Source organism: Halobium salinum, assembly GCF_026586625.1.
Taxonomy (GTDB): Archaea; Halobacteriota; Halobacteria; order Halobacteriales; family Haloferacaceae; genus Halobium; species Halobium salinum.
This window is the reverse complement of sequence record NZ_JAODIW010000006.1, coordinates 130,464-152,164: the sequence shown is the minus strand read 5'-3', so window position 1 is coordinate 152,164 and position 21,701 is coordinate 130,464. Positions and strand designations below refer to the sequence as shown.

Sequence of the window (21,701 nt, the reverse complement as noted above, 5' to 3'; positions counted from 1 at the left end):
GGCCGAACATGCCGGGGGGTGGTGGAGTTATCCCGATAGCTGCCCTACACCCGACCGCAATGTCAGATTACGCCAAGGACGTGCTCGTCTCCGCCGACTGGGTGGAGGAGCATCTCGACGAGTTCCAGAGCGACGACCCCGCCTACCGACTGGTCGAGGTCGACGTAGACACCGAGGCATACGACGAGGGCCACGCCCCCGGCGCCATCGGCTTCAACTGGGAGACCCAGCTTCAGGACCAGACCACGCGCGACATCCTCTCGAAGGAGGACTTCGAGGAGCTGCTCGGCTCTCACGGCATCAGTGAGGACTCCACAGTCGTCCTCTACGGCGACAACTCGAACTGGTTCGCGGCGTACACCTACTGGCAGTTCAAGTACTACGGCCACGAGGACGTCCGTCTGATGAACGGCGGCCGCGACTACTGGCTCGACAACGACTACCCGCTCTCGGAGGACGTACCGGAGTTCCCCGAGCAGGACTACTCGGCTCGCGGCCCGTTCGAGTCCATCCGCGCCTACCGCGACGACGTGGACAAGGCCATCGACCGCGGCCTGCCCCTCGTCGACGTGCGCTCGCCCGAGGAGTTCTCCGGGGAGATTCTCGCGCCGCCGGGCCTGCAGGAGACCGCCCAGCGCGGCGGCCACGTCCCCGGCGCGAAGAACATCTCGTGGGCCGCGACGGTCAACGACGACGGGACGTTCAAGTCCGCCGACGAACTGCGCGAACTGTACGGCGAGGAGGGCATCGACGACGACCAGGACGTCATCGCCTACTGCCGCATCGGCGAGCGCTCCTCCATCGCCTGGTTCGCGCTCCACGAACTGCTGGGCTACGACCACGTCACGAACTACGACGGGTCGTGGACCGAGTGGGGCAACCTCGTCGGCGCACCCGTCGAGAAGGGCGAAGGCGGCGACTGAACGGCTCCGGTCCGAGCCACGGATTTTTCGACGGCGCAGCTGCCGACCCTAAGAGCCGCCTGTGCGTGGCCCCCGCCGCCCGGCACGCCGGTGCAGGACGAGGCGATGACGCGGGAGCGGGCCGGGGCGGTTAGGCCGAAGTGCTACCTGCACGGCGTCGAACCGTGACCCGTGTTCATGAACCACGTTCGACGGGGGTCGGGCGAACCGCTGCTCCTCGTCCACGGACTCGGCGGCAACTGGCGGTCGTGGGAGCCCGTCCTCGACGCGCTGGCGGCGGAGCGCGAGGTCGTCGCGGTCGACCTCCCCGGCCACGGCGAGACCCCGACGCTGCCCGGCGAGAACTCCGTCGAGACGCTCGCCGACGCGCTCGTCTCGTTTCTGGACGCTCAGGACCTCGCGGGAGTCGACGTGGTCGGGAACTCGCTGGGGGGACGGCTCGTGCTCGAACTCGCCCGCCGCGGCGAGGTCGGGGCGACCGTGGCGCTCGACCCCGGCGGGTTCTGGGAGGGGTGGGAGCGGTACTTCTTCTACGCCACCATCGCCGCCTCGATTCGGGTCGTCCGGCTGCTCCAACCCGCGATACCACACCTCGCCGCCAGCGCCGTGGGACGGACCCTCCTCCTCGCTCAACTGTCGGCGCGACCGTGGAAGCTGCCCCCGGACGTCGTCCGCGAGGAGCTACGGAGTTTCGCCGACACGCCGTCGTTCGACGAGTTGACCCGGCGGTTGGCTTTCGGGCCCGCTCAGCGAGGGACGGACGACGCGCCGGGGCCCGTCGTCATCGGCTGGGGACGGGACGACAGGCTCACCCTCCCTCGACAGGCGAGACGCGCCGTGGAGCGGTTCCCGGACGCACGCTTCCACTGGTTCGAGGGGAGCGGCCACTACCCCCACTGGGACCACCCGGACGAGGCGACACGGCTGATTCTCGCCGCGACCGACTGAGGGCGGGAGGTGGGGCAGGGAGGAGACCGGGTCGAGCGACGCTCGGACCGCTCCCGCCCAACGCGTACGCCGCGACGCGCGGCTCAGGAACGCCTCGACGGCTCCGGGCACGTCGTCCGTTCGAGGCGGCCTCCGCGTATCTCCGCGTGCTTCCCGACCCGCATCTCCGGTCGCACCCGCGCGTCGGCTCGGACCGTGGCGTGCTTGCCGATTCGAGCGCCGGAACCGACGTACGCGCCCGCCCGAACGGTCGCGTGTTTTCCGATTCGGGCGCCGTCCTCGATTCGTGCGCCCGCTTCGACCGTGACGTGCTTCCCGACCCTGACGTCCTCGCCGATGGACGCCTCGCGGCCGACGGTCGCGTGTTTGGCGACTCTCGTGCCTGCGCCGATTTCAGCGGTACCGTCGACGCGTGCCTGTTTTCCGATTCGCATTGTGTGGGTGTCTCTCACGGGAGTGCTTCAGCGTGGTGGCTAGCTGTCACGTCTCGACGCTCACTCGACGAGCACCGGTCGCGGGTCGACGGGACACAACGGCGGGGCATCCGAGAGCAGGTGCCGGAGGATGTGCGTGTGGCCCTGCCCGTCGTGGATGACGGTCCGGTCGATGATTGTTGGTTCGCCGACAGCCGACGCCTCCGCAATCGTGTCACACTGACCGAAAAGCACACGCTTCCCGGTCAGCCGACTACGGCGCTCGACCTATCAATCGCCACGGGTGGGGCTCCGAAACGGGCCGCCGCTTCGCCTCGCGTTCTCCCCTGTCCGTAACTACTCGAAGGATTCCACGAACGTCCAATCCCCACTACCCACCCAGCACGTACGCCGCAATTTGGGGCGTCAGAAACGCCTCGACGAAGGAGGCGACGACGAGCACCACGGCGAGCCCCACGAGCACGTCGAAGGCGACGACGAGTTCGTTGCCGACGCTCACGCGGGAGCGCCGTCCGCGGACCCACTCCCAGCCGACCCGCCCGAGGTGGAAGCCGAGGCCGCCGGCGACGGCCAGCGCCGGGAGTTCGATGACGCCGTGTGGCGCGACGAGCGCGAGAAACGCCGTCGGGTCGAAGACGCCCGCGAGCGCGCCGACGAGCAGGCCGTTGAACGCGATGCCGCTGAGGGGGCCGGCGCCGGCGAACAGGCCGCCGTAGACGAACGTGGTCGCGACGAGCCAGTTGTTCGCCGCGATGTTGAGGAAGGGGCCGACGGCGACCGTCCCGAAGACGCCCGCCACGTCGGCGGGAGCGTCGATACGCACGCCGTAGGACGCTGTGGCCGCGTAGCCCGCGCCGATGGAGACCGCGAACAGCGCGGCGGCGAGGAGGTTCGCGAACGGGTGGGCGCGCAGGAACCGACCGAGCGCGCCGAGGCCCCGGCGAATCCCGGCTCGGAGCCGGGGGCGGGCGCCGCCGACGGCAGGCTCTACGTCGGCGTACAGCCCGAGCTTGACGCCGTCGAGCGCCGGGAACACGAACAGGGTGCCGAACACGGGGGCGACCCGCGCGGCGCCGGCGGCTCCGACGACGCCGGCGACGATGCCGTAGGCGACGAGCACCCCGAGCAGGACGGCGACGTACACCAACGCGTTCCCGGGTCGCCGACGGAGGAACCCGAGGCTTCGTCGGAGCGCCGCCGACGCACCCACATCGTCGACGACGACCGCCGGCCCGGCGAACGCGAACGCGAGCGAGACGGCGAGAAGGAGCACTAGCGAGACGAGACCGCCGAACGCCGCCCCGAGGATGCCGAGCGCGGTCGCGGCCGGACTCCCGCCTACACCGAGGCCGACCCCGACACCGGCGACGACGACGCCGACCCCGAACGGAGCCAGCGCGAGGCCGGTCGCGACGAGTCGAAGGAAGAGGAGGCCGAGAAACGACCGCCAGTAGTCGGCCATCCCGTCCACGCCGGCGACCGACGCGTCGCCGCCGCGGACTCCCGCGTACACCGCCGCGGTCGTCGCCGCACGAGCCACCGCCCCGAGCACCACCGCGAGGGCGAGGAGCGCGAGCACCGACAGGAGAAAGACGGTCACGACGCCCGGCGTGAAGAGGCCGAGGAGCGCCTCGTCGAGACCGGGAGGCACAGATGCGGGGTCGGTCGGGTCGACGGTCTCCGGGTCGATTCGGCCGAGCTCGCGGGCGAGCGGTTCGATGCGGCCCTGTGCGGAGAGGAGCAGGTAGACGGCGACGAGACCGGCGACCAGCGGGAGTCGGGCGGCGGCACTGACTCCGCCCGAGAGCAGGTAGAACGGGAGCACCGACCGGCCCCGAACGACGGGGAGCCGGAACCCGGCGCGGAGGGCGTCTGCGGGTTTCACGCCCGAACGGTTGGCGGGGTGGAAAGTAGTTCTTCCCCCGCCGACGGAAGCCGTGGGGTCGGTCGAGCGTGACCTGGTTCGACCCGACAGCCGTTGCTTACAAGCCACGACCCGACCTACGCCGCGGTATGGACGGACCGACGTTCGCCGACGAGTTGCGAGACGAGTACGAGACGGAGCTGTCGCGGCTCGGCTCGTCGAAAGCACTGTACGCGCTGACCGGCGGGGAGATGAACGGCCCGAGCGTCCGCGAGGCCGCGAACGACGAGTTCGAGTCCGCCGCCGTGGTCTTCGCCGACTACGCCGGCGCCGAGACCAACGAGTTCGCCGGCGACGCCTTCGAGAACGCCGCCGAACGCGCCGAGCGCCACGCTGACGCCGTCGAGTCCGAGGAGGGCACCCCGGACGCCTCCCGCCCCATCTACGAGGTGCTCTCGGGCTTCGAGACGAGCCAGGAGCGCGTCGCCGGCCTCTTCGCCCGCGCGCTCGTCACTCGCGCCGCCGCCTCTCAGATGGTCGGCTTCTTCGTCGGCGACGCCGACACCTCCAGTGCCGACACCTTCCGCGGCATCAAGGACGACCTCGACGCGGAACTCGACGAGGCGGTCGAGGCGATGGACGAGGTCTGCGTGCGCGACGAGGACTGGGACGCCGCCCGCGAGGCCGCGGGCGCCGTCGTCGAGGCCGCCTACGGAGAGTTCGTCGAGACGCTCGAAAGGATGGGCGTGGAGCCGAAGAACGTCTGCTAACCGACCTTTTTCTTCGTCGGGTTCCTTGCGCGGCGAAGCCGCGCGGCGGAACCGCTCCTCGAAAAAGCTCGGCCAAAAAGGCCGCTCGCTCCCTCCGGTCGCTCGCGGTACCGACGCTGGACCGCCCCGCCACCGCTACCGCCCCGCCACTGCATCGCTCCGCCATCGCTCCGCCATCGCTCCGCCATCGCTCCGCCATCGCTCCGCCACCGCCCCACCACCGCTACCGCCCCGCCACCGCACCGACCACATCATCAAATCGACTGCCGTCACGACGTGCCGTACTCCCACTCGCTGACGCGCTTCACAGCGACTATATACACCCCGGGAGTAGTGGGGAGTCACCCACAGCCACCAGAGCAGTCAGTATCTCCACTTGAAACGAAGGGGTTCGAAGTCGCCGCCGTCTTTCGAATTTTCGTCTGCGTTAGATACCCTCGACCGTCTCGCGGTACTCGCGAACTTTCTCCCTCGCGTGCTCGACGTGGTCCTTCGCTTCGCCGTCGAGTTGGTCTGCAATCTCGCTGAGGGTGTTCATGTGCCGGTCGAGTCGGCCGTGGTCGGGGCCGCTGCTTCGCGTTGCCAACTTCGCGAGCTGGTCGGATTGGTCGTGGATTCGGGTCGCCACGTCGCCCTCGCCGCCGAGCGCCTCGCCGGCCTTTCGGAGTTCGTCGCTTGCCGCCTGAAGTTCCTCGCGTACCATAGGCCAGCGTTCGACAGCCCGTCCCAAAACAGTTGGTGAGCGGGGCAGTACTGACGGGACACGCGCGGCGTCGCGAGCGTCATGGTCGTAGAGCGCGTATAGACGGGAATGGGAGCGAGACACTACCGATGCAAGCGGTGCGGACGGGATTTCGCCGACGGCGAGACGCTGCGTGACCACCTCCGGCGGCGCCACCCGGCGAAGACCGAGGCCCGATGGTGGGTGGCGACCGAGAAGCCCGACAACCTCCAGTTCGAACGGTGAGCTTTCCGGGTTCATCACCCGCCCAGAGACGACAAGCGAGCCCGTCAAGTGGGTCCGGTTCGTAGCCGAGTCACCATGAGCGACGCCAACTCCGGACCCCTCCAGCCGGACCGACCCGGCGCGGACCGCCGCTTCCGCGTCGACGCCCCGTTCGACCCCGCCGGCGACCAACCCGAGGCCATCGAACAGCTGGCGGCGGGGTTCGACGCCGGCGCCGACACCCAGACCCTGCTCGGCGTGACGGGCTCCGGGAAGACCAACACCGTCTCGTGGGTGGTCGAGGAGATTCAGAAGCCGACGCTCGTCATCGCCCACAACAAGACGCTGGCCGCACAGCTCTACGAGGAGTTCAAGAACCTCTTCCCCGACAACGCCGTCGAGTACTTCGTCTCCTACTACGACTACTACCAGCCCGAGGCCTACGTCGAGCAGACGGACACCTTCATCGACAAGGACGCCTCCATCAACGACGAAATCGACCGCCTGCGCCACTCCGCGACCCGCTCGCTTCTCACGCGCGACGACGTCGTCGTCGTCGCCTCCGTCTCCGCTATCTACGGTCTCGGCGACCCGCGCAACTACGTGGACATGTCCCTTCGGCTGGAGGTCGGGCAGGAAATCGACCGCGACGAACTACTGAAGGGTCTCGTCGACCTCAATTACGAGCGCAACGACGTGGACTTCACGCAGGGCACCTTCCGCGTCCGCGGCGACACCGTCGAGGTGTTCCCGATGTACGGCCGATACGCCGTCCGCATCGAGTTCTGGGGCGACGAAATCGACCGGATGGTGAAGATCGACCCCCTGGAGGGCGAGGTGCAGTCGACCGAGCCCGCGGTGCTGCTCCACCCCGCGGAGCACTACTCCATCCCCGAGAAGCGCCTCGAGGACGCGGTCGAGGAGATAGAGACGCTGATGGACCAGCGCGTGCGGTACTTCGAGCGACAGGGCGACCTCGTCGCCGCCCAGCGCATCGAGGAGCGTACGACGTTCGACCTCGAGATGCTCCAGGAGACGGGCTACTGTTCCGGCATCGAGAACTACTCCGTCCACCTCTCCGACCGGGAGTCGGGCGAGGCGCCGTACACCCTGCTCGACTACTTTCCCGACGACTTCCTCACCGTCGTCGACGAGTCCCACCAGACCCTCCCCCAGATAAAGGGCCAGTTCGCCGGCGACAAGTCCCGAAAGGAGAGCCTCGTCGGCAACGGGTTCCGGCTCCCGACGGCCTACGACAACCGACCCCTCACCTTCGAGGAGTTCGAGGAGAAGACCGACCGGACCCTGTTCGTCTCCGCGACCCCCGGCGACTACGAGCGCGAGCACTCCGACCAGGTCGTCGAGCAGATCGTTCGCCCGACCCACCTGGTCGACCCGAAGGTCGAGGTCACCTCGGCGGACGGCCAGGTCGACGACCTCATGGGCCGAATCGACGACCGCATCGAGCGCGGCGAGCGCACCCTCGTGACGACGCTCACCAAGCGCATGGCCGAGGACCTTACCGAGTACCTGGAGGAGGCCGGCGTGAACGTCGCGTACATGCACGACGAGACCGACACCCTCGAACGTCACGAGATCATCCGCTCACTCCGACTCGGGGAGATAGACGTGCTCGTCGGCATCAACCTCCTCCGAGAGGGCCTCGACATCCCCGAGGTCTCCCTCGTCGCCATCCTCGACGCCGACCAGGAGGGGTTCCTGCGCTCGACCACCACCCTCGTCCAGACGATGGGCCGCGCTGCCAGGAACGTCAACGGCGAGGTCGTTCTCTACGCCGACGAGACGACCGACGCGATGGAGCAGGCTATCGAGGAGACGCAGCGCCGCCGCGAGATTCAGCAAGCGTTCAACGAGGAGCACGGCCACGAGCCGACGACCATCGAGAAGGCGGTCGGCGAGACCAACCTCCCCGGAAGCAAGACCGACACCTCCGGAACGACCGGCGGCGAGGTCGAGGACGCCGACGAGGCGGCCCGCCAGGTGGAGCACCTCGAGGAGCGCATGGAGGAGGCCGCGAGCAACCTCGAGTTCGAACTCGCCGCCGACATCCGCGACCGCATCCGCGAACTGCGCCACGAGTTCGACCTGCTCGGCGGCGACGAGGAGGAGGGCGTCGTCGCGCCGGAACCGGACGACGACTGGTAGACCCGGTGACTGGTGTCGTGAACGGGCCGAGTCCGGGGCTCACCTGCGCGGTCGCTTGCCCGGCCGATACCGGTACGGCGCCAGCGCGGCGCAGACGGCCTCGGCCTTCCGGCGGGCCGAGGCGGCGACCGGCGACACCATCGCCGTCCGGTAGGTGAGCCGGGAGCCGTGTTCGCCGTCGGGAAGCGTCGCGTTCGAGAGTTCGGCGAGGTGGAAGCCGCTGGGAGTGAGGAACTCGTAGCGGTCGTCCGCGCTCCGGACCGACACGCCGGAGACGCGGTCGACGACGCGGTCGCGGGCGGCTTCGGCGTCGAGCGTCAGGTCGAGGACGGCGTAGTTCACGGTTCCCCTCTCGGCCCGGAGGCTCATCAACGCGACCGCCGGGGACGGTCACGTTCTATCATCCGGATTGTTCGGTTCACAAACCTTTTCACCGGTCTCTCCCTACCGAGGGAGCACCATGATTCTCGGCCGGCATCAGCTACAGGTAGCCGACGCTGACCGATTCGACTCGACGACTACGGTCGGAGACGACCGACACTCGAGTCAAGAGGGGTTCAGCTAGATGGCCAGCGAGTCCCACGAGGCCCCGGAATCCCACGGGTCCGACGACGGCGGGCCCGAAGGCTCTCCCTCGACGAGCGAGCGTGCGCTGGAGGGGTTCCTCCGCAACCAGCACTTCTTCGTCTTCGCCGCCCCGGTGCTGTTCGTGCTGGCCGTCTTCTTCATCGCGCCGACACCCGCGGGCGCCGGCGCCGACTACTGGCTGGAGTTCTGGTGGCTGTTCCCGGCGTTCCTCGTCGGTGCCACCATCGTCAACACGGTCGGCATCAGCGGGTCGGCCATCTTCGTGCCGTTTCTCATCTTCGTCTTCCCGCTGTTCGCCCAGCCGCTCGAGCCACAGACGCTCGTGAAGGTCGGCCTCATCAGCGAGGCGTTCGGCCTCTCGAGTTCCTCCGTGGCGTTCGTCCGGTACGGGCTGGTCGACCGCAGACTGGCGCTGACGCTCGTGCTCGGCGGTCTCCCGTTCGTCGTCGCCGGCGCGCTGCTGTCGTTCGTCGTCCCGGAGTGGCTGTTCCACCTGCTGCTCGGGGTCGCGCTGATGGCGGCGGCGTACATGCTGTTCAAGGCCGACCTCGACCACGGCGGCTCGGAGTCGTCCGCGGAATCGAACGCCGGCACGGCGGCCACCGACGGCGGTGTCGAGCCGGAGCTACCGAACGACCACGGGAAGCTCGGCCCGGCCGGCGTCGACACCGACTCGGACGGAAACGTCACCCGCGTCGACCGCGAGGGTGACGACTACCGGTACACTCGCGGCGGCTACCTGCGCCGGTTCGCGAATTACAGCGTCGGCGGCGTGTTTCAGGGGCTGGCCGGCTTCGGCATCGGCGAACTCGGTATCGTCGCGATGCTGAAGACGAAGGTGCCCGTGCGAATCGCCATCGGGACGAACCACATCGTCGTCGCCGTCACCGCCGTCATCGCCTCGCTCGTCCACGTGTTCGGCGGTGGGCTCGTCGGCGGCCACAGTATGAACCTCGCGACGACGCCGTGGAACATGGTCGTCTTCACCGTCCCCGCGACCGTGACGGGTGGGCAGATCGCCCCGTACGTCTCCGCGGCGATGGAGACCTCGACCATCAAGAAGTTCGTCGGCGCCCTGTTCGCCGTCATCTCGGTCGCGCTGTTCCTGATGGCGACGGGCGGCTTCTGAGGCGACGAGCGGCTTCCGAGGTGGCGGAAGCGCCACCCGTCGTCTTCTCCCCGACCCTGCGCGGTTCTCACTCCTCGAGAGCCGTCGGCGTCCGCTATCCGCACCGGATGCGTACTCTCATCCGGTGAAGGGACGATGCCATCGATTCTCGTCGCGTACGCGACCACCGAGGGACAGACCGAGAAGGTAGCGAGACGGGTAGAGACGACGCTCCGCGAGCGCGGTCACGACGTGACGCTCGTCACGCTCGGCGGCGGTACTCCGCCCGACCCGGCCGATTTCGACGGCGTCGTCGTCGCCGGGTCCATCCACGCCGGGAGGCACCAACCCGTGGTCGAGACGTTCGTCCGGGACCACGTCGACGCGCTGAACGCCCGTCCGACCGGGTTCCTCTCCGTGAGCCTCTCGGCGGCCGAGGAGGCGACGCAGGCCGAGGCGGAGGGGTACGTCGACGCCTTCCTCGAGGAGACGGGGTGGAAGCCGAGGGTCACGCTTCCGGTCGCGGGTGCGCTCCGGTACACGGAGTACGGGTTCCTCAAGCGAACGCTCGTCAAGCACGTCGTCGGGAAGCGAAGCGGCGACACTGACACCTCGCGGAACTACGAGTACACCGACTGGGGCGCCGTCGAGGCGTTCGCCGCCGACCTCGCGGCCGCGATCGAGCCGGCTCCGACGACGCGGTGAGTGGTCCGGTACCACACGCCTCCGACCGCCGGAAGCGCCGGACATATATAACCGAGTCCGCAAGGGTCGCGTATGGGCTTCGGAAGCTACGACGAAAGTGAGCAGCGAGACGACAGCGCCGACATCGACGAGGACGTCGGGGACAACGTCCACGACAAAGACCACGACGGGAAGGTCTCGTTCGACACCGACGAGTCCAACGAGGAGCTCGTCTCGCGGCTGGGGGCGATGCGGGACGCGCGGGACGACGAGGACGAAGACTGAGCGCCACGCGAGCGGACCGTCCCGTCGGTCCGCGACGCGCTGACGCGGAGGTCTGAAGACTGAGCGCAACGACGGCCGGCGTTCGTCTCCAGCCGACTCGCTGACACGGTGGTCCGAGGACCGAACGGGACGACCACACCGGGGCCGGGCACCCGGCGCAGACGGCTCGATTGGTACTTTTTCCGGCCGGCGTACTGATGCCGACCTACGTAGTATCGACACGGAGAGCGATGCAGACAGACGACCTCTCCGTCGGCGTGGTGTACCCCTCCATCGGCCACGGGCCGACGAAACGCGCGGCCGTCGAGTACGGCCACCCGGCCCACCGCGGGTTCGCCCGGTCGGTCGGCGCCGACGCGGTCGTCGTCCCCCTCACCCGCTACCCACTGCTGAAGGACACCTTCCTCGACGACGTGGCGGCGACACACGTCGCATCGATACCGGAACGCGACGTGTACGTGCTGGAGAACGACGCCGTCCTCTTCGCCGCCCCGCGCATCCGCCGACACTACCCCGACGCGACGATTCTCCACCTCGCCGCCGCGAGCAGACTGCTCGGCGGTCCGACGGTGGTCCGCCCCGACGACGACTTCGGACGGCGGCTCAAACGTCGGATGAACCACCGGGCCGAACTCCCCGTGCTCCGCGCCTGTCTCACCCGCTACTGTGACGGCGCGATTGCAGTGTCGGAGTACGTCGCTGGAGAAATTCGACGGTTCGCCGACCCCGGGTTCCCGGTCCGGGTCGCCGAACCCTACATCCAGCCCGAACAGTACGAGGCGCTCTCGCGGTTGGACCCGTCGCTGTCGGGGACCGACGCCGTCGTCGTCGGCGAGTGGCGCGAGCACAAGGGCGTCGACCTGCTCGTCCGGGCGTGGCCGCGGGTGCGCGAGCGCCACCCCGACGCCGAACTCCACGTCGTCGGCCCGGGCTACCCGGCGGCGTACGCAGATACGTTGGGCGTCACGCTCCACGGGTTCGTCGAGGACCTCGAGGAGCCGTTCGAGTCGGCGTCGCTGTACGTCCACCCCGCCCGGACCGAGGCGTTCGGGGTGAGCGTCGTCGAGGCGCTGTGTGCCGGACTCCCGGCGGTCGTCACCGAGACCACCGGCGCGAAGGTCGCGGTCCGGCAGGTCGACCCGAGCCTCGTCGTCGAACCCGCCGCCGACGCGCTCGCCGCCGCGGTGAACCGCTACTTCGCGCTCGACGTGGCGGAGCGCCGGGCGCTCGCCGAGCGCGGCCGGGAGGCGGCGGCCGACTACACGGAGGGGCCCCGCGTCGCCGCCTTTCGTGAGGGGTTCGAGGACCTCGTCGGCGACGCGCGGCGGCGTCGGGCGGTCGCCTGACGAGCCCCGGACCCGAACCGATGGCGGTTCTCTGCCCGGCTTACTCCCGGTCGAACTCCTTCGTGTAGACGTTCTCCGTGTACGTCTCCCCGCCGAGTTCGACGTCACCCTCGCCGGTCTTCTCGAAGCCGAGCCCGCGGTAGAACTCGTTGCCGATGTCGTTGTCGGCGAGCACGATGGCGCGCATCCGGCGCATGTTGAAGTCGAGCAGGTCGTCGCGCAGGCGCTCGTGGAGGGCGGTGCCGACCCCCTCGCCCCAGTGGTCGGGGTCGACGTACATGCGGAGTACGTCCCCCTCGTCCTCGAGAACGACCCCGTGGCAGAACCCGAGCAGGTCCTCGCCGGCCTCGGCCACGAGGAAGGCGGTGCCTGGCGTGTCGAGCGCCTCCCGGAGCGCGTCGTCGGCGTACCACTCGGCGACCGTCTCGGCGACGGTGGTCTCGTCGAGGAGGTCCTCGTAAGTGGCGTCCCACGCGCGCCGTGCGAGGGCTCGGATGGCGCCGATGTCCGCGGGTCGCGCGGGTCGGATGGTGGTCTGTACGCTCATGATTGGTGGTAGCACTCGACACGATTAGGCGTTCCGGGGGGTCGAGTTGGGGAACGACAAGCGCGGTTGCAGAGCGCCCGTTCCGTCGGCGTCGACGACCCGCGGGTCGGCGGGTCAGGAGTTCGTGTCGACGTCGGTGTCGATGTCGGCTTCGCCGGCCTCGGCGGTCGCGGCGTCGCTCTCGTCGCGGAACGACCGGACGGTCACGACCGGCACGTCCGCCGTGCGGACGACCCGTTCGGCGACGCTCCCGAGGAGGTAGCGGCTCAGTCCGGTACGCCCGTGAGTGCCCATGACGACGAGGTCGACGCCGTGTTCGGCGACGTAGTCGTTGATCGCCACCCGGGGGTCGCCGACGGTCACGGTCGTCTCGCTGTCGACGCCCGCGGCGGTCGCCCGCTCTGCGACATCGTCGACGACGGCACGCGCGTCGGCTTCGACCGCGTCGAGCACGTCGTACAGCGAGGGTTCCGCCATCCCGCTCGACAGCACCCCGGCCTCGACGACGGAGAGCACGTGGAGCGTCGCGTCGAACGTCGTCGCGAAGTCAAGCGCGTGGGCGACGGCGGGTTCGGCGCCCCGCTCCCGGTCCACCGGGAGGAGGACGCGGTCGACTGCGCCGGGCACGGGCGTCTCCCGCTCTTTCACCGTCAACACCGGAAGCTCGGCGGTTCGGACGATTCGTTCGGCCGTACTCCCGATGAGGAACCGGTTCAGCCCGGTCCAACCGTGGGTGCCGGCGACGACGAGGTCCGCGTCGTGAGCGCCGGCGTACTCGTTCACCGTCCGGTCCGGGACGCCGTGTTCCACGGCGGCGACGGTCTCCACGTCCGCGTCGGCGTGGTCGCGGATGGTCCCCTCGACGACCCCGTTCGCACGCGCCTCCAAGCGTCCCCCCTCACTCTCCGGTGTCGGGGTGTCGTCGTCGAGTCCGGCGGTGTAGCTTCGCGTGTCGACCACGGAGAGGACGTGGACCGTCGCGCCGGTCGTCGACGCGACCGCGAACGCCCAGTCCGCCGCTCGGTCCGCACAGTCGCTCCCGTCGGTCGCGAGGACGATGGTCCGATACATACGTGACCGTACGAGCCGGTGCGTGTTGAATCGTGGGCCCCCGTGACACGCTCAGTGGACGACCGTCACGGGCACCGACGACCCCTCGACGAGCGACTTGGCGACGCTCCCGAGCAGCCGTTCCTCGTGCGCCGACAGGCCGCGGTGACCGACGAACACGCCGTCGTACCCCTGTTCGGCCGCGAAGTCGGCGAGCGCCTCGACCGGGTCACCGTCCAGCAGCGCGGTGTCGACGTCGACCCCGTCGGCGGCGCGGCCCCGAGCGTGGTCGGCCGCCGCTTCGACGACCTGTCGCCCGCGCTCGAAGGCGTCGTCCTCGTTCTCGATGACGAGACGGTCGTCGAAGTCGGTGAGGTCCGCCGGCGGCACCTCGCCGCCCTCGGCGTAGACGCCGGGGTCGACGGCGTAGGCGAGCGTGAGCGTCGCCTCGGTGCCGTCCGCCACGTCGAGGGCGTGGTCGAGGGCCTTTCTGCTCGCGTCCGACCCGTCGATACCGACGAGGAATCGCATGACGGCTCTAGTAGGCGGGCTGGCCGAATAACGGCTCGCCTCTCGGGGGCCGTACTCGGCGCGTCCGTCACCGCTCCGCGTACTGGCGGACGAGCCCACACTCCGGACAGACGTGCGGGACCGGCCTGAGTTTCTCTTTCATACCGAACGTCCCCCGGAGCCCCCGCTTTCGCTCGTTGGTCACCAGATACAGCGTGAACCCGTCACCCGTCTGCATCTCCATCGCCTCCAGCCCCACGCCGCAGTCGGGGCACCGTCGCTGGGTGGTCATCCCTCCAACGTACGACCGGGCGGACAATATAGCTAGATGCGGCGACGGGAGCCGTCTCGCTCACTCCTCGTCGAGGTTCAGGTCGTCCGCCTCGCCGTTCATCTTCAGGTCGGCGGGGTCGCGGGCGACCTCCTCCGCGTCGAGTTCGCCGTCGCCGTCGTAGCCGTCTTTCAGGAGTTGGTCCGACGGGGTGGTGCCCTTGTCGTCGACGTACACGTCCGCGTGACCCTTCTCCATGCGCAGGCCGTGCCAGTGGACGCCCCACTCGGTGAGGCGGGCGACCGTCTCCGCCGCGGAGTCCCACGGACGGGCGGTCCAGACGATGACCGTGTGTCCCTTGCGGTACTGCTCGTTCACCCAGTGGACCGCCTCCTCGTCGGGCTCGGAGGGTTCGGCGGTGAAGTCGTCCTCCTCGCCCTCGGAGAGGGTGTCGTCGAAGTCGACGGCGATGCGCATGTGGTCACCGTCGTCGACACCGAACGGTTCGTCGGCGTCTCCGGTGTCGGTGTGGTCGTCGTCGCTCTCGCCGTCGGTCTCCGCCGCTCCGTCGCTCTCGCTCATGGCGACCCTGTTTCGACCCGGGGATTAGAACGGTGACGGCCCCTCGGGGGGCCGCGCCCTCACCGGTCAGTTGTGCTCGGGTTCGGCCTCTCCGGCGTGGCGCCCCGGCGTCTCGCCGTTCCCCGCGAGGGCGCTCCCGTCGCCGGTGTCGACCTCGATTTCGCCGAGCAGTTCGTCCACGTCGTCGAGCCCGAGGAGTTCGCGGGTCTCGGCGTCGAAGTCGCGGGAGTCCAGGCTCGCGGCCCGCTGGACGTCGCTCCCCGAGAGGCTCCGGCCGTAGCGACCCAGCAGCGAGGTGAGCTCCTGTGGAATCACGAACGTCGTCGACGGCCCCTCGCCCATGCGGGCGAGCGTCTCCATCCCGCGGTCGACGATGGCGCGCTCGCCCATCGACTCGGCGGCCTTCGCCCGGAGCACCGTGGAGATGGCGTCACCCTGTGCCTCCAGAATCTGGGCCTGCTTCTCACCCTGTGCCCGGATGATGTTCGACTGTCTCTCCCCCTGGGCGGACTCGACGGCGCTCCGTCGTTCGCCCTGCGCCTCGAGAATCATGGCGCGGCGGCGGCGTTCAGCGGAGGTCTGTTCCTCCATCGCGTTCTCGACGGCGGGGCTGGGTTTCACCTCGCGCACCTCGACGGACTCGACCCGGACGCCCCAGTCGTCCGTCGGCTCGTCCAGCTCCCGGCGGATGCGGCTGTTTATCTGGTCCCGACGCGACAGCGTCTCGTCGAGTTCCATGTCGCCGAGCACCGCGCGGAGGGTGGTCTGAGCGAGGTAGGAGACCGCCTTCTCGTAGTCGTCGACCTCGAGGAACGCCTTCTTCGGGTCCATCACGCGGACGTAGACGACGGCGTCGGCCGTCACGGGGGAGTTGTCCTCCGTGATGGCCTCCTGACGCGGCACGTCCAGCGTCTGGGTGCGGAGGTCGAAGCGGTACGTCTTCGAGACGAACGGCGGCACGAAGTTGAGGCCGGGGCCGAGCAGGCCGCGGTAGTCGCCGAAAACCGTGAGCGCGCGCTTCTCGTAGGCCTGTACGATTTCGACGGCGCTGAACACGGCGACGGCCGCGAGCGTCAGCAAGAGGAGCCCGACGACGGTGATCGGGTTCGTCGGCAACACCACCAGCCCGATACCGAGGAGGACGACGGCGAGCGCGGCGTCACGCGCCGCGCGGGGGACCTTCGCCTCCGGGACCCCCTGGGCGCTCGCCCGCCCGAGGAGCCGGAAGATGCTGGGCATGCTAGTGCTTCGGGGGCCGACGCGGATATCGTTTTCTCCGCGACACGTCGGGAGAGTTATGCGTCGGGGGTCACGATTCCGTTCCCATGTCCTCCACCAGACGGTCCCTTCTCCGGTCCACAGCCGAACCCCTTTCGTCCCACTGGAACGCTCGCGTCTCGGCAGCGGCCCGATGAGTCGAGACGAGCCGGGCGGCGGCCCCGAGAGCCGACGTGCGTCCGACCCCGGAAGCGGAGACCGCAGACCGCGAGCGCGAGGCGGGCGCCGCTCGTTTCTCCGCCGTCTCGCCGGGGCGGGCGGCGCGGGCCTCCTCGGGTCGACGGCGGGCTGTCTCGGTGCGGGGGTCGTCCGGACCAAAACCGGCGGCGGGTCGGAAACGGCGCTCGACCTCGCCGGAAGCGACCATCGAAACCGTCTCGACGCCGACGAGTACGGCGAGTACGCCGCCCGGATGCAGGTCGAGTACGGTGAAGGCGTGCTGCCGTGGGCGACGCTCGACGAGTTCGTGAGTTCGACCGACGCCGGAGTCGACACCGAGTACGCCGGGGCGTGGGCGCAGCAGCGCGTGTACCACACGGAGACGCCGTACGCCGTCGCCGACTCGTTGGCCGTGGCCCACCGGGTCGAGACCGGAACCGCCGAGGACGCCAGGAGTGGCGAGGGCGTTCGTTACCGGATTCGGCTCTGGCGCGCCGGTCGTCTCACCGAGCGGGCCTATGCGGTCGACCCGTGGGGCCTGTACCGGACCAGAACGGCGTTCACGTGGTTCGGACACCGAGTGGCCGTACCGTCCGGCGCGGCCCTGGTGGCCGTCGGGAGTGGGTGGGGCGGGCCTCGGCGGCCGGACGGCGGCGACCGGCGCGGCGGTGACGCCGGGAGCTTCACCGCGCGAGCCGAGGACGGGGAGTACGAACTGCGGTGGGACAGCTTCCACGACGGCGTCGTCGCCCTCGTCGGCACCTGCGACGTGTGGTACCCCGACCCGAAGCGTTCGAGGCGTCGGGAGCTTCCGCTCGACTGGTCGACCGAGGCCGGCGTCGGAATCAGGACCCCGTACTGAACCGGACGACACCGACGACGCACCGACACGCTCAATCCGTCCCGTCGACGAGCCACTCACGTGAGCTACAGTCTGAACGTCCCGGTCCCCGGCGAACTGAAGCGCCTCGCCGGTGAGCTCCACCCACAGCTCGTCGCCTTCGACCGGGTCCGCGACCGACACACGCTGGTCTGCAAGCGATTGACCGACGGGGACGGAGCAGACGGCCGAGGAGGGCGTGGCGGGCGAATCGGCCGTAGCGGGCAGGGAGCAGGCGGCGGGCGCGCCGGCGCCACCTCCGCTCGCCTCCGCGAGCGCCTCCGCCGGGTGTTGACCGAGACGCCGGCGTTCGAGGCGCGAGTCGACCGTATCGACTTTTTCGAGACGCCGACGCGCGGGTCGGGGCCGGTCGTCTACCTCGCCGTCGAGAGCCCGGGGCTCGTTTCGCTCCACCGGCGGCTCTGCGAGACGTTCCCCCCGGTCGACGGCATCGAGGGCGAGAGCTACGTTCCGCACGTGACGCTGGCCCGAGGCGGGTCGCTCGCGGACGCCGAGCGCCTCGAATCGACGGCGGTCGACCCGGTCGAGTGGACGGTCTCGGAGCTTCGCCTCTGGAGCGGCGACTACCGCGAGGCGGTCGCCCGGTTCCGGCTCCCCGGCTGAGTGACCGCCGAGGTCACCCCGAACGGGTCACCGCGAGTTGACGAAACAGCGCTCCGACTCCGACGCTCCGTGGAGGTACACCACCAATCCGGGCCGGCGCTCCTGTCGTTCGTACGCCCGCTGGCACCGCGGACACACACTCTGTTTTGGCACTGAATTCGGCATTCCGTCCTCCGACTCGGGACGAACCCGTATAGGGGGTACGGCAATTTGTTTAGGTTATCGGACCAGTCACTTTTAGATAATTAGTTGTGTCGGCGGGGGTCCTCCCCCGGCTATCGCCCCGTCCCGACAGTTTAAACCGGAGGACGCGCCAACCCCGGACAATGAAGACCGCGGACCTCGCCGGCCTGCCGGAGGGCGTTCCCGAGGCGCTCCACGCGGAGGGCATCGAGGAACTGTACCCGCCACAGGCCGAGGCCGTCGAGGCCGGCGTCACCGAGGGGGAGAGCGTCGTCGCCTCCATCCCGACCGCGTCCGGCAAGACGATGATCGCCGAGCTGGCGATGCTGTCGAGCGTCCAGCGCGGCGGGAAGGCGCTCTACATCGTCCCGCTCCGGGCGCTCGCCAGCGAGAAGAAGACGGAGTTCGAGCGTTGGGAGGAGTACGGCGTCGACGTGGGCGTCTCGACGGGCAACTACGACTCCGACGGCGAGTGGCTCGCCAGCCGCGACGTCATCGTCGCGACGAGCGAGAAGGTGGACTCCCTCATCCGGAACGGGGCGCCGTGGGTGGACGACCTGACCTGCGTCGTCAGCGACGAAGTCCACCTGGTGAACGACAGCCACCGCGGGCCCACGCTCGAAGTGACGCTCGCGAAACTCCGGCGCATCAACCCCGGCCTGCAGGTCGTCGCCCTTTCCGCGACGGTCGGCAACGCCGACGAGGTGGCCGAGTGGCTCGACGCCTCGCTGGTGCAGTCGGAGTGGCGCCCCATCGACCTCAAGATGGGCGTCCACTACGGCAACGCCATCAACTTCGACGACGGCGACCAGCGGGAGGTGCCGGTCGGCACCGGCCAGAAACAGTCCGAAGCGCTCGTCGCCGACACGCTCGACGAGGGCGGATCGACGCTGGTGTTCGTCAACTCCCGGCGCAACGCCGAAGGGGCGGCGAAGCGGCTGGCGGGCGTCACGTCCAAGGCACTCACCGACGGCGAACGAAACGACCTCCGCCAACTCGCCGCCGACATCCGGGACGTGTCGGACACGGAGACGAGCGAGGACCTCGCGACGGTGGTCGCGAAGGGGGCCGCGTTCCACCACGCCGGCCTCGCCGCCGAACACCGCTCGCTCGTCGAGGACGCCTTCCGCGACCGGCTCATCAAGTGCGTCTCCGCGACCCCCACCCTGGCGGCCGGGGTCAACACCCCGAGCCGCCGCGTCATCGTCCGCGACTGGCGCCGCTACGACGGGGAGTTCGGCGGGATGAAACCGCTCGACGCGCTGGAGGTCCACCAGATGTGCGGCCGCGCCGGTCGACCGGGCCTCGACCCCTACGGCGAGGCCGTCCTGCTCGCGAAGGACTCCGAGACGATGGACGAGCTGTTCGAGCGGTACGTGGACGCCGACCCCGAGCCGGTGCTCTCGAAACTCGCCGCAGAGCCCGCCCTCCGGACGCATCTCTTGGCGACCGTCGCCTCCGGCTTCGCCAACTCCCGCGAGGGCCTCCTCGAGTTCCTCGAGAACACGCTCTACGCATCTCAGACCCAGGAGTCGGGGCGACTGGAGCACGTCACCGACTCCGTGCTCGACTACCTCGAGGTGAACGGGTTCGTCGACCGTGAAGACGGCTCGATTACGGCGACGGACATCGGCCACACCGTCTCCCGACTCTACCTCGACCCGATGAGCGCCGCCGAAATCATCGACGGCCTGCGCGACGCGGAGGAAGTGACTCCGCTGGGCTGCTACCACCTCGTCTGCCGGACGCCGGACATGTACCAACTGTATCTGAAGTCCGGGGACCGCGAGGAGTTCACCGAGCTGTTCTACGAGCGCGAGACCGAACTGCTCGGCGTCGCCCCCTCCGAGTTCGACGACGTGGCGTTCGAAGACTGGCTCGCGGCGCTCAAGACCGCCACGATGTTGGAGGACTGGGCGACCGAGGTCGACGAGGACCGCATCGCCGAACGCTTCGGCGTCGGCCCCGGCGACATCCGCGGGAAGGTCGACACCGCCGAGTGGCTGCTCGGCGCCGCCGAGCAGTTGGCCGGCACGCTGGACCTCGGCGTCAACGTCGCCGTCCGCGAGGCCAAGAAACGGGTGCAGTACGGCGTCCGCGAGGAGCTGCTCGACCTCGCCGGCGTCCGCAACGTCGGGCGAAAGCGCGCCCGGCGGCTGTTCGAGGCCGGGGTGGAGTCCCGCGCCGACCTCCGGGAGGCCGACAAGTCGGTCGTCCTGACGGCGCTCCGGGGTCGCCGACGGACCGCCGAGTCCATCCTCGAGAACGTCGGCCGGCGCGACCCCGACATGGAGGAGGTGCGCGAGGCAGAGCTGGAGGCGGCGACGTTCTCGACGGCGAACGACGAGGACGGCCAGTCGAGCCTGGGTGATTTCGGGTGACGCCCTCGCACCGGGAGTGCGGGGGGGAGACACTCCGATGAGGCTCGTCGAGGGGGTCGCGACCGTCGACGACCTCAACGCGTTCGTCGCCGAGATAGGGACGGTCGGCGAGGAACACGACTGCACGGTCCAGGCGTTCGACGCCCGCTACGTCGTCTCGCGGGCCCATCTCGCCCGGGCGCTCGAACTGGCCGACCGCGCCATCGACCGGGGAGAGAACGTCGCTCGCGACCGTGCGGTCGAAGTGTTGCTGTACGCCGCGGGTCGCCGACAGATCGACGACGCGCTCGCGATGGGCGTGCGCGAGGGGGAGACGCCGGTCGTGGTTCTGGTGGACGGCGAGCCGGCGTCCGGCGCGGGCGACGAGGACGGTGAGGCCGACGAGGACGGCGCCGCCGACGCCGTCGCGGCGGCTCTCGAGCCGGCGTCGACTCTCGAATCGGTCGACGCCGAACGGGTTCGAGAGCTTTTCGACGTCTCCGACCGGGAACTCGCGGCGACGAACGGGAGCCTGTCGGACGTGATACTCGAACGGGTCGCGCTGCTCGACGTCGAGAAGTGACGCCGCCCCGACCCCTCCGTTTCGACTGGAGAACGCGAGACGGCGAAAAGGTGGTGTGTCGAAGTGGTGTGTCACCGCGTCCCCGGTGGTGGGAACGGTGCGTTCTGCAATCATCGTACCCCTGCAAAAACGTTCTGAAACGCCCGGAGACCTGTTACAGCAGGAGAATAGTCGGGTCGGAAACTGGACGACCGGGGCGGTCGGACGGGGAAGATGCCGGGCCCTCAACCGGGTTCGGGAGGGATGGCCACGGGGAGGGGTCTTCGCGTTCGGGGCGCTCGCGACCGCCGACCGCTCTCGAGACCGCGGCGCCCGCGCCGGCGGACGGCCGTCTCCGGACGCGACCGCGGTCAGCCGAGGTCGGAGCCCACGATGACGCCGCCGGCCTCGAGGTACTCGGGGGCGTGCTCCCAGCAGACGTAGGTGGTTCGGTACCCGCGGGCGACGACCACCTCCGCCCGTTCCCCGCACCGGAAACAGCGCTGCGACGCCGCAGCGCGGATGACTCGCATACCAGTAGAGAGGCGGTGGTCGGGGAAAGAGAAATCGGTGGGTGGGGAACGCGACGTCGTGCTGTGCGGCCGGCTACCGGAGGAGTGAGCGACGGTGTCT

The 21,701-nt window shown here is 69.5% G+C and carries 25 protein-coding genes; 13 read left to right on the top strand and 12 right to left on the bottom strand.

The window, feature by feature from the left end:
- Nucleotides 1–59: 59 nt before the first annotated feature.
- Both N5095_RS04185 and N5095_RS04180 read left to right on the top strand, forming a co-directional pair.
- Nucleotides 60–923, top strand: a complete 864-nt coding sequence (locus tag N5095_RS04185) for a sulfurtransferase (protein WP_267621409.1) — start codon at nt 60–62, stop codon at nt 921–923.
- A gap of 171 nt (nt 924–1,094) precedes the next feature.
- Nucleotides 1,095–1,871, top strand: coding sequence for an alpha/beta fold hydrolase (locus N5095_RS04180; protein WP_390202602.1), 777 nt, complete (start codon nt 1,095–1,097; stop codon nt 1,869–1,871).
- Between the two features lie 83 nt (nt 1,872–1,954).
- Here N5095_RS04180 and N5095_RS04175 read toward each other — a convergent pair whose 3' ends face one another.
- The 3 genes from N5095_RS04175 to N5095_RS04165 all read right to left on the bottom strand — a co-directional run bounded on the left by N5095_RS04175 (nt 1,955) and on the right by N5095_RS04165 (nt 4,190).
- Nucleotides 1,955–2,305, bottom strand: a complete 351-nt coding sequence (locus tag N5095_RS04175) for a hypothetical protein (RefSeq protein ID WP_267621405.1) — start codon at nt 2,303–2,305, stop codon at nt 1,955–1,957.
- Nucleotides 2,306–2,365: 60 nt separating this feature from the next.
- The gene (locus N5095_RS04170) at nt 2,366–2,539 is read right to left on the bottom strand and encodes a hypothetical protein (protein WP_267621403.1); all 174 of its coding nucleotides are present in this window, start codon (nt 2,537–2,539) and stop codon (nt 2,366–2,368) included.
- Between the two features lie 136 nt (nt 2,540–2,675).
- Entirely contained in the window at nt 2,676–4,190 is a 1,515-nt protein-coding gene (locus N5095_RS04165) for a stage II sporulation protein M (protein WP_267621401.1), read from the bottom strand.
- Between the two features lie 128 nt (nt 4,191–4,318).
- Between N5095_RS04165 and N5095_RS04160 the strand changes: the two genes are divergently transcribed.
- The gene (locus N5095_RS04160) at nt 4,319–4,939 is read left to right on the top strand and encodes a transcription antitermination protein (protein ID WP_267621399.1); all 621 of its coding nucleotides are present in this window, start codon (nt 4,319–4,321) and stop codon (nt 4,937–4,939) included.
- Nucleotides 4,940–5,366: 427 nt separating this feature from the next.
- On the opposite strand, the gene N5095_RS04155 is transcribed toward N5095_RS04160, so the two are convergent.
- A complete protein-coding gene (locus N5095_RS04155) occupies nt 5,367–5,642 on the bottom strand; it encodes a DUF7553 family protein (RefSeq protein ID WP_267621397.1) in 276 nt (91 codons plus the stop codon).
- Nucleotides 5,643–5,750: 108 nt separating this feature from the next.
- On the opposite strand from N5095_RS04155, the gene N5095_RS04150 reads away from it, so the two are divergent.
- Entirely contained in the window at nt 5,751–5,906 is a 156-nt protein-coding gene (locus N5095_RS04150; protein ID WP_267621395.1) for a hypothetical protein, read from the top strand.
- A 75-nt stretch (nt 5,907–5,981) separates the two neighbouring features.
- Complete coding sequence (gene uvrB, locus N5095_RS04145) at nt 5,982–8,051, top strand: excinuclease ABC subunit UvrB (RefSeq protein WP_267621393.1); 2,070 nt, start codon at nt 5,982–5,984, stop codon at nt 8,049–8,051.
- A gap of 39 nt (nt 8,052–8,090) precedes the next feature.
- On the opposite strand, the gene N5095_RS04140 is transcribed toward uvrB, so the two are convergent.
- Nucleotides 8,091–8,393 (bottom strand): hypothetical protein, encoded by a 303-nt coding sequence (locus N5095_RS04140; protein ID WP_267621391.1) that lies wholly within the window; start codon nt 8,391–8,393, stop codon nt 8,091–8,093.
- Between the two features lie 223 nt (nt 8,394–8,616).
- On the opposite strand from N5095_RS04140, the gene N5095_RS04135 reads away from it, so the two are divergent.
- From N5095_RS04135 to N5095_RS04120, 4 genes are all read left to right on the top strand, one after another.
- Complete coding sequence (locus N5095_RS04135) at nt 8,617–9,768, top strand: sulfite exporter TauE/SafE family protein (protein WP_267621389.1); 1,152 nt, start codon at nt 8,617–8,619, stop codon at nt 9,766–9,768.
- 135 nt (nt 9,769–9,903) lie between these two features.
- Complete coding sequence (locus N5095_RS04130) at nt 9,904–10,452, top strand: flavodoxin domain-containing protein (RefSeq protein WP_267621387.1); 549 nt, start codon at nt 9,904–9,906, stop codon at nt 10,450–10,452.
- Nucleotides 10,453–10,524: 72 nt separating this feature from the next.
- Nucleotides 10,525–10,716: a DUF5786 family protein gene (locus tag N5095_RS04125; protein WP_267621385.1), complete on the top strand. Its 192-nt coding sequence runs from the start codon at nt 10,525–10,527 to the stop codon at nt 10,714–10,716.
- Nucleotides 10,717–10,946: 230 nt separating this feature from the next.
- Entirely contained in the window at nt 10,947–12,062 is a 1,116-nt protein-coding gene (locus N5095_RS04120; protein ID WP_267621383.1) for a glycosyltransferase family 4 protein, read from the top strand.
- Nucleotides 12,063–12,102: 40 nt separating this feature from the next.
- Here the strand turns inward: N5095_RS04120 and N5095_RS04115 are convergent, their stop codons facing one another.
- The 6 genes from N5095_RS04115 to N5095_RS04090 all read right to left on the bottom strand — a co-directional run bounded on the left by N5095_RS04115 (nt 12,103) and on the right by N5095_RS04090 (nt 16,261).
- Complete coding sequence (locus N5095_RS04115) at nt 12,103–12,609, bottom strand: GNAT family N-acetyltransferase (protein ID WP_267621381.1); 507 nt, start codon at nt 12,607–12,609, stop codon at nt 12,103–12,105.
- A gap of 114 nt (nt 12,610–12,723) precedes the next feature.
- The gene (locus N5095_RS04110; protein ID WP_267621379.1) at nt 12,724–13,680 is read right to left on the bottom strand and encodes a universal stress protein; all 957 of its coding nucleotides are present in this window, start codon (nt 13,678–13,680) and stop codon (nt 12,724–12,726) included.
- A 51-nt stretch (nt 13,681–13,731) separates the two neighbouring features.
- A complete protein-coding gene (locus tag N5095_RS04105) occupies nt 13,732–14,190 on the bottom strand; it encodes a universal stress protein (RefSeq protein ID WP_267621377.1) in 459 nt (152 codons plus the stop codon).
- Between the two features lie 67 nt (nt 14,191–14,257).
- Nucleotides 14,258–14,461: a hypothetical protein gene (locus N5095_RS04100; RefSeq protein WP_267621375.1), complete on the bottom strand. Its 204-nt coding sequence runs from the start codon at nt 14,459–14,461 to the stop codon at nt 14,258–14,260.
- A 60-nt stretch (nt 14,462–14,521) separates the two neighbouring features.
- Nucleotides 14,522–15,022 carry a hypothetical protein gene (locus N5095_RS04095; protein WP_267621373.1) on the bottom strand — a complete coding sequence of 167 codons (501 nt, stop codon included), beginning with the start codon at nt 15,020–15,022 and terminating at the stop codon, nt 14,522–14,524.
- 66 nt (nt 15,023–15,088) lie between these two features.
- On the bottom strand, nt 15,089–16,261 hold the full coding sequence (locus tag N5095_RS04090) for an SPFH domain-containing protein (RefSeq protein WP_267621370.1): 1,173 nt from the start codon (nt 16,259–16,261) through the stop codon (nt 15,089–15,091).
- A gap of 172 nt (nt 16,262–16,433) precedes the next feature.
- On the opposite strand from N5095_RS04090, the gene N5095_RS04085 reads away from it, so the two are divergent.
- The 4 genes from N5095_RS04085 (at nt 16,434) to cgi121 (ending at nt 21,089) form a co-directional block, all read left to right on the top strand.
- A complete protein-coding gene (locus N5095_RS04085; RefSeq protein ID WP_267621368.1) occupies nt 16,434–17,321 on the top strand; it encodes a hypothetical protein in 888 nt (295 codons plus the stop codon).
- 60 nt (nt 17,322–17,381) lie between these two features.
- A complete protein-coding gene (locus N5095_RS04080) occupies nt 17,382–17,963 on the top strand; it encodes a 2'-5' RNA ligase family protein (protein ID WP_267621366.1) in 582 nt (193 codons plus the stop codon).
- Nucleotides 17,964–18,289: 326 nt separating this feature from the next.
- Nucleotides 18,290–20,527: an ATP-dependent DNA helicase gene (locus N5095_RS04075; protein WP_267621364.1), complete on the top strand. Its 2,238-nt coding sequence runs from the start codon at nt 18,290–18,292 to the stop codon at nt 20,525–20,527.
- 37 nt (nt 20,528–20,564) lie between these two features.
- Entirely contained in the window at nt 20,565–21,089 is a 525-nt protein-coding gene (gene cgi121 / locus N5095_RS04070; protein WP_267621362.1) for a KEOPS complex subunit Cgi121, read from the top strand.
- Nucleotides 21,090–21,439: 350 nt separating this feature from the next.
- On the opposite strand, the gene N5095_RS04065 is transcribed toward cgi121, so the two are convergent.
- Nucleotides 21,440–21,601 (bottom strand): hypothetical protein, encoded by a 162-nt coding sequence (locus N5095_RS04065; protein WP_267621360.1) that lies wholly within the window; start codon nt 21,599–21,601, stop codon nt 21,440–21,442.
- Nucleotides 21,602–21,701: the final 100 nt, after the last annotated feature.

Coding starts and splice junctions, on each gene's coding strand:
- uvrB (WP_267621393.1), top strand. CDS start 5,982: ATGAGCGACGCCAACTCCGGACCCCTCCAGCCGGACCGACCCGGCGCG.
- N5095_RS04185 (WP_267621409.1), top strand. CDS start 60: ATGTCAGATTACGCCAAGGACGTGCTCGTCTCCGCCGACTGGGTGGAG.
- N5095_RS04100 (WP_267621375.1), bottom strand. CDS start 14,461: ATGACCACCCAGCGACGGTGCCCCGACTGCGGCGTGGGGCTGGAGGCG.
- N5095_RS04160 (WP_267621399.1), top strand. CDS start 4,319: ATGGACGGACCGACGTTCGCCGACGAGTTGCGAGACGAGTACGAGACG.
- N5095_RS04120 (WP_267621383.1), top strand. CDS start 10,947: ATGCAGACAGACGACCTCTCCGTCGGCGTGGTGTACCCCTCCATCGGC.
- N5095_RS04135 (WP_267621389.1), top strand. CDS start 8,617: ATGGCCAGCGAGTCCCACGAGGCCCCGGAATCCCACGGGTCCGACGAC.
- N5095_RS04155 (WP_267621397.1), bottom strand. CDS start 5,642: ATGGTACGCGAGGAACTTCAGGCGGCAAGCGACGAACTCCGAAAGGCC.
- N5095_RS04130 (WP_267621387.1), top strand. CDS start 9,904: ATGCCATCGATTCTCGTCGCGTACGCGACCACCGAGGGACAGACCGAG.
- N5095_RS04095 (WP_267621373.1), bottom strand. CDS start 15,022: ATGAGCGAGAGCGACGGAGCGGCGGAGACCGACGGCGAGAGCGACGAC.
- N5095_RS04075 (WP_267621364.1), top strand. CDS start 18,290: ATGAAGACCGCGGACCTCGCCGGCCTGCCGGAGGGCGTTCCCGAGGCG.
- N5095_RS04065 (WP_267621360.1), bottom strand. CDS start 21,601: ATGCGAGTCATCCGCGCTGCGGCGTCGCAGCGCTGTTTCCGGTGCGGG.
- N5095_RS04125 (WP_267621385.1), top strand. CDS start 10,525: ATGGGCTTCGGAAGCTACGACGAAAGTGAGCAGCGAGACGACAGCGCC.
- N5095_RS04150 (WP_267621395.1), top strand. CDS start 5,751: ATGGGAGCGAGACACTACCGATGCAAGCGGTGCGGACGGGATTTCGCC.
- N5095_RS04090 (WP_267621370.1), bottom strand. CDS start 16,261: ATGCCCAGCATCTTCCGGCTCCTCGGGCGGGCGAGCGCCCAGGGGGTC.
- N5095_RS04115 (WP_267621381.1), bottom strand. CDS start 12,609: ATGAGCGTACAGACCACCATCCGACCCGCGCGACCCGCGGACATCGGC.
- N5095_RS04110 (WP_267621379.1), bottom strand. CDS start 13,680: ATGTATCGGACCATCGTCCTCGCGACCGACGGGAGCGACTGTGCGGAC.
- N5095_RS04105 (WP_267621377.1), bottom strand. CDS start 14,190: ATGCGATTCCTCGTCGGTATCGACGGGTCGGACGCGAGCAGAAAGGCC.
- cgi121 (WP_267621362.1), top strand. CDS start 20,565: ATGAGGCTCGTCGAGGGGGTCGCGACCGTCGACGACCTCAACGCGTTC.
- N5095_RS04085 (WP_267621368.1), top strand. CDS start 16,434: ATGAGTCGAGACGAGCCGGGCGGCGGCCCCGAGAGCCGACGTGCGTCC.
- N5095_RS04175 (WP_267621405.1), bottom strand. CDS start 2,305: ATGCGAATCGGAAAACAGGCACGCGTCGACGGTACCGCTGAAATCGGC.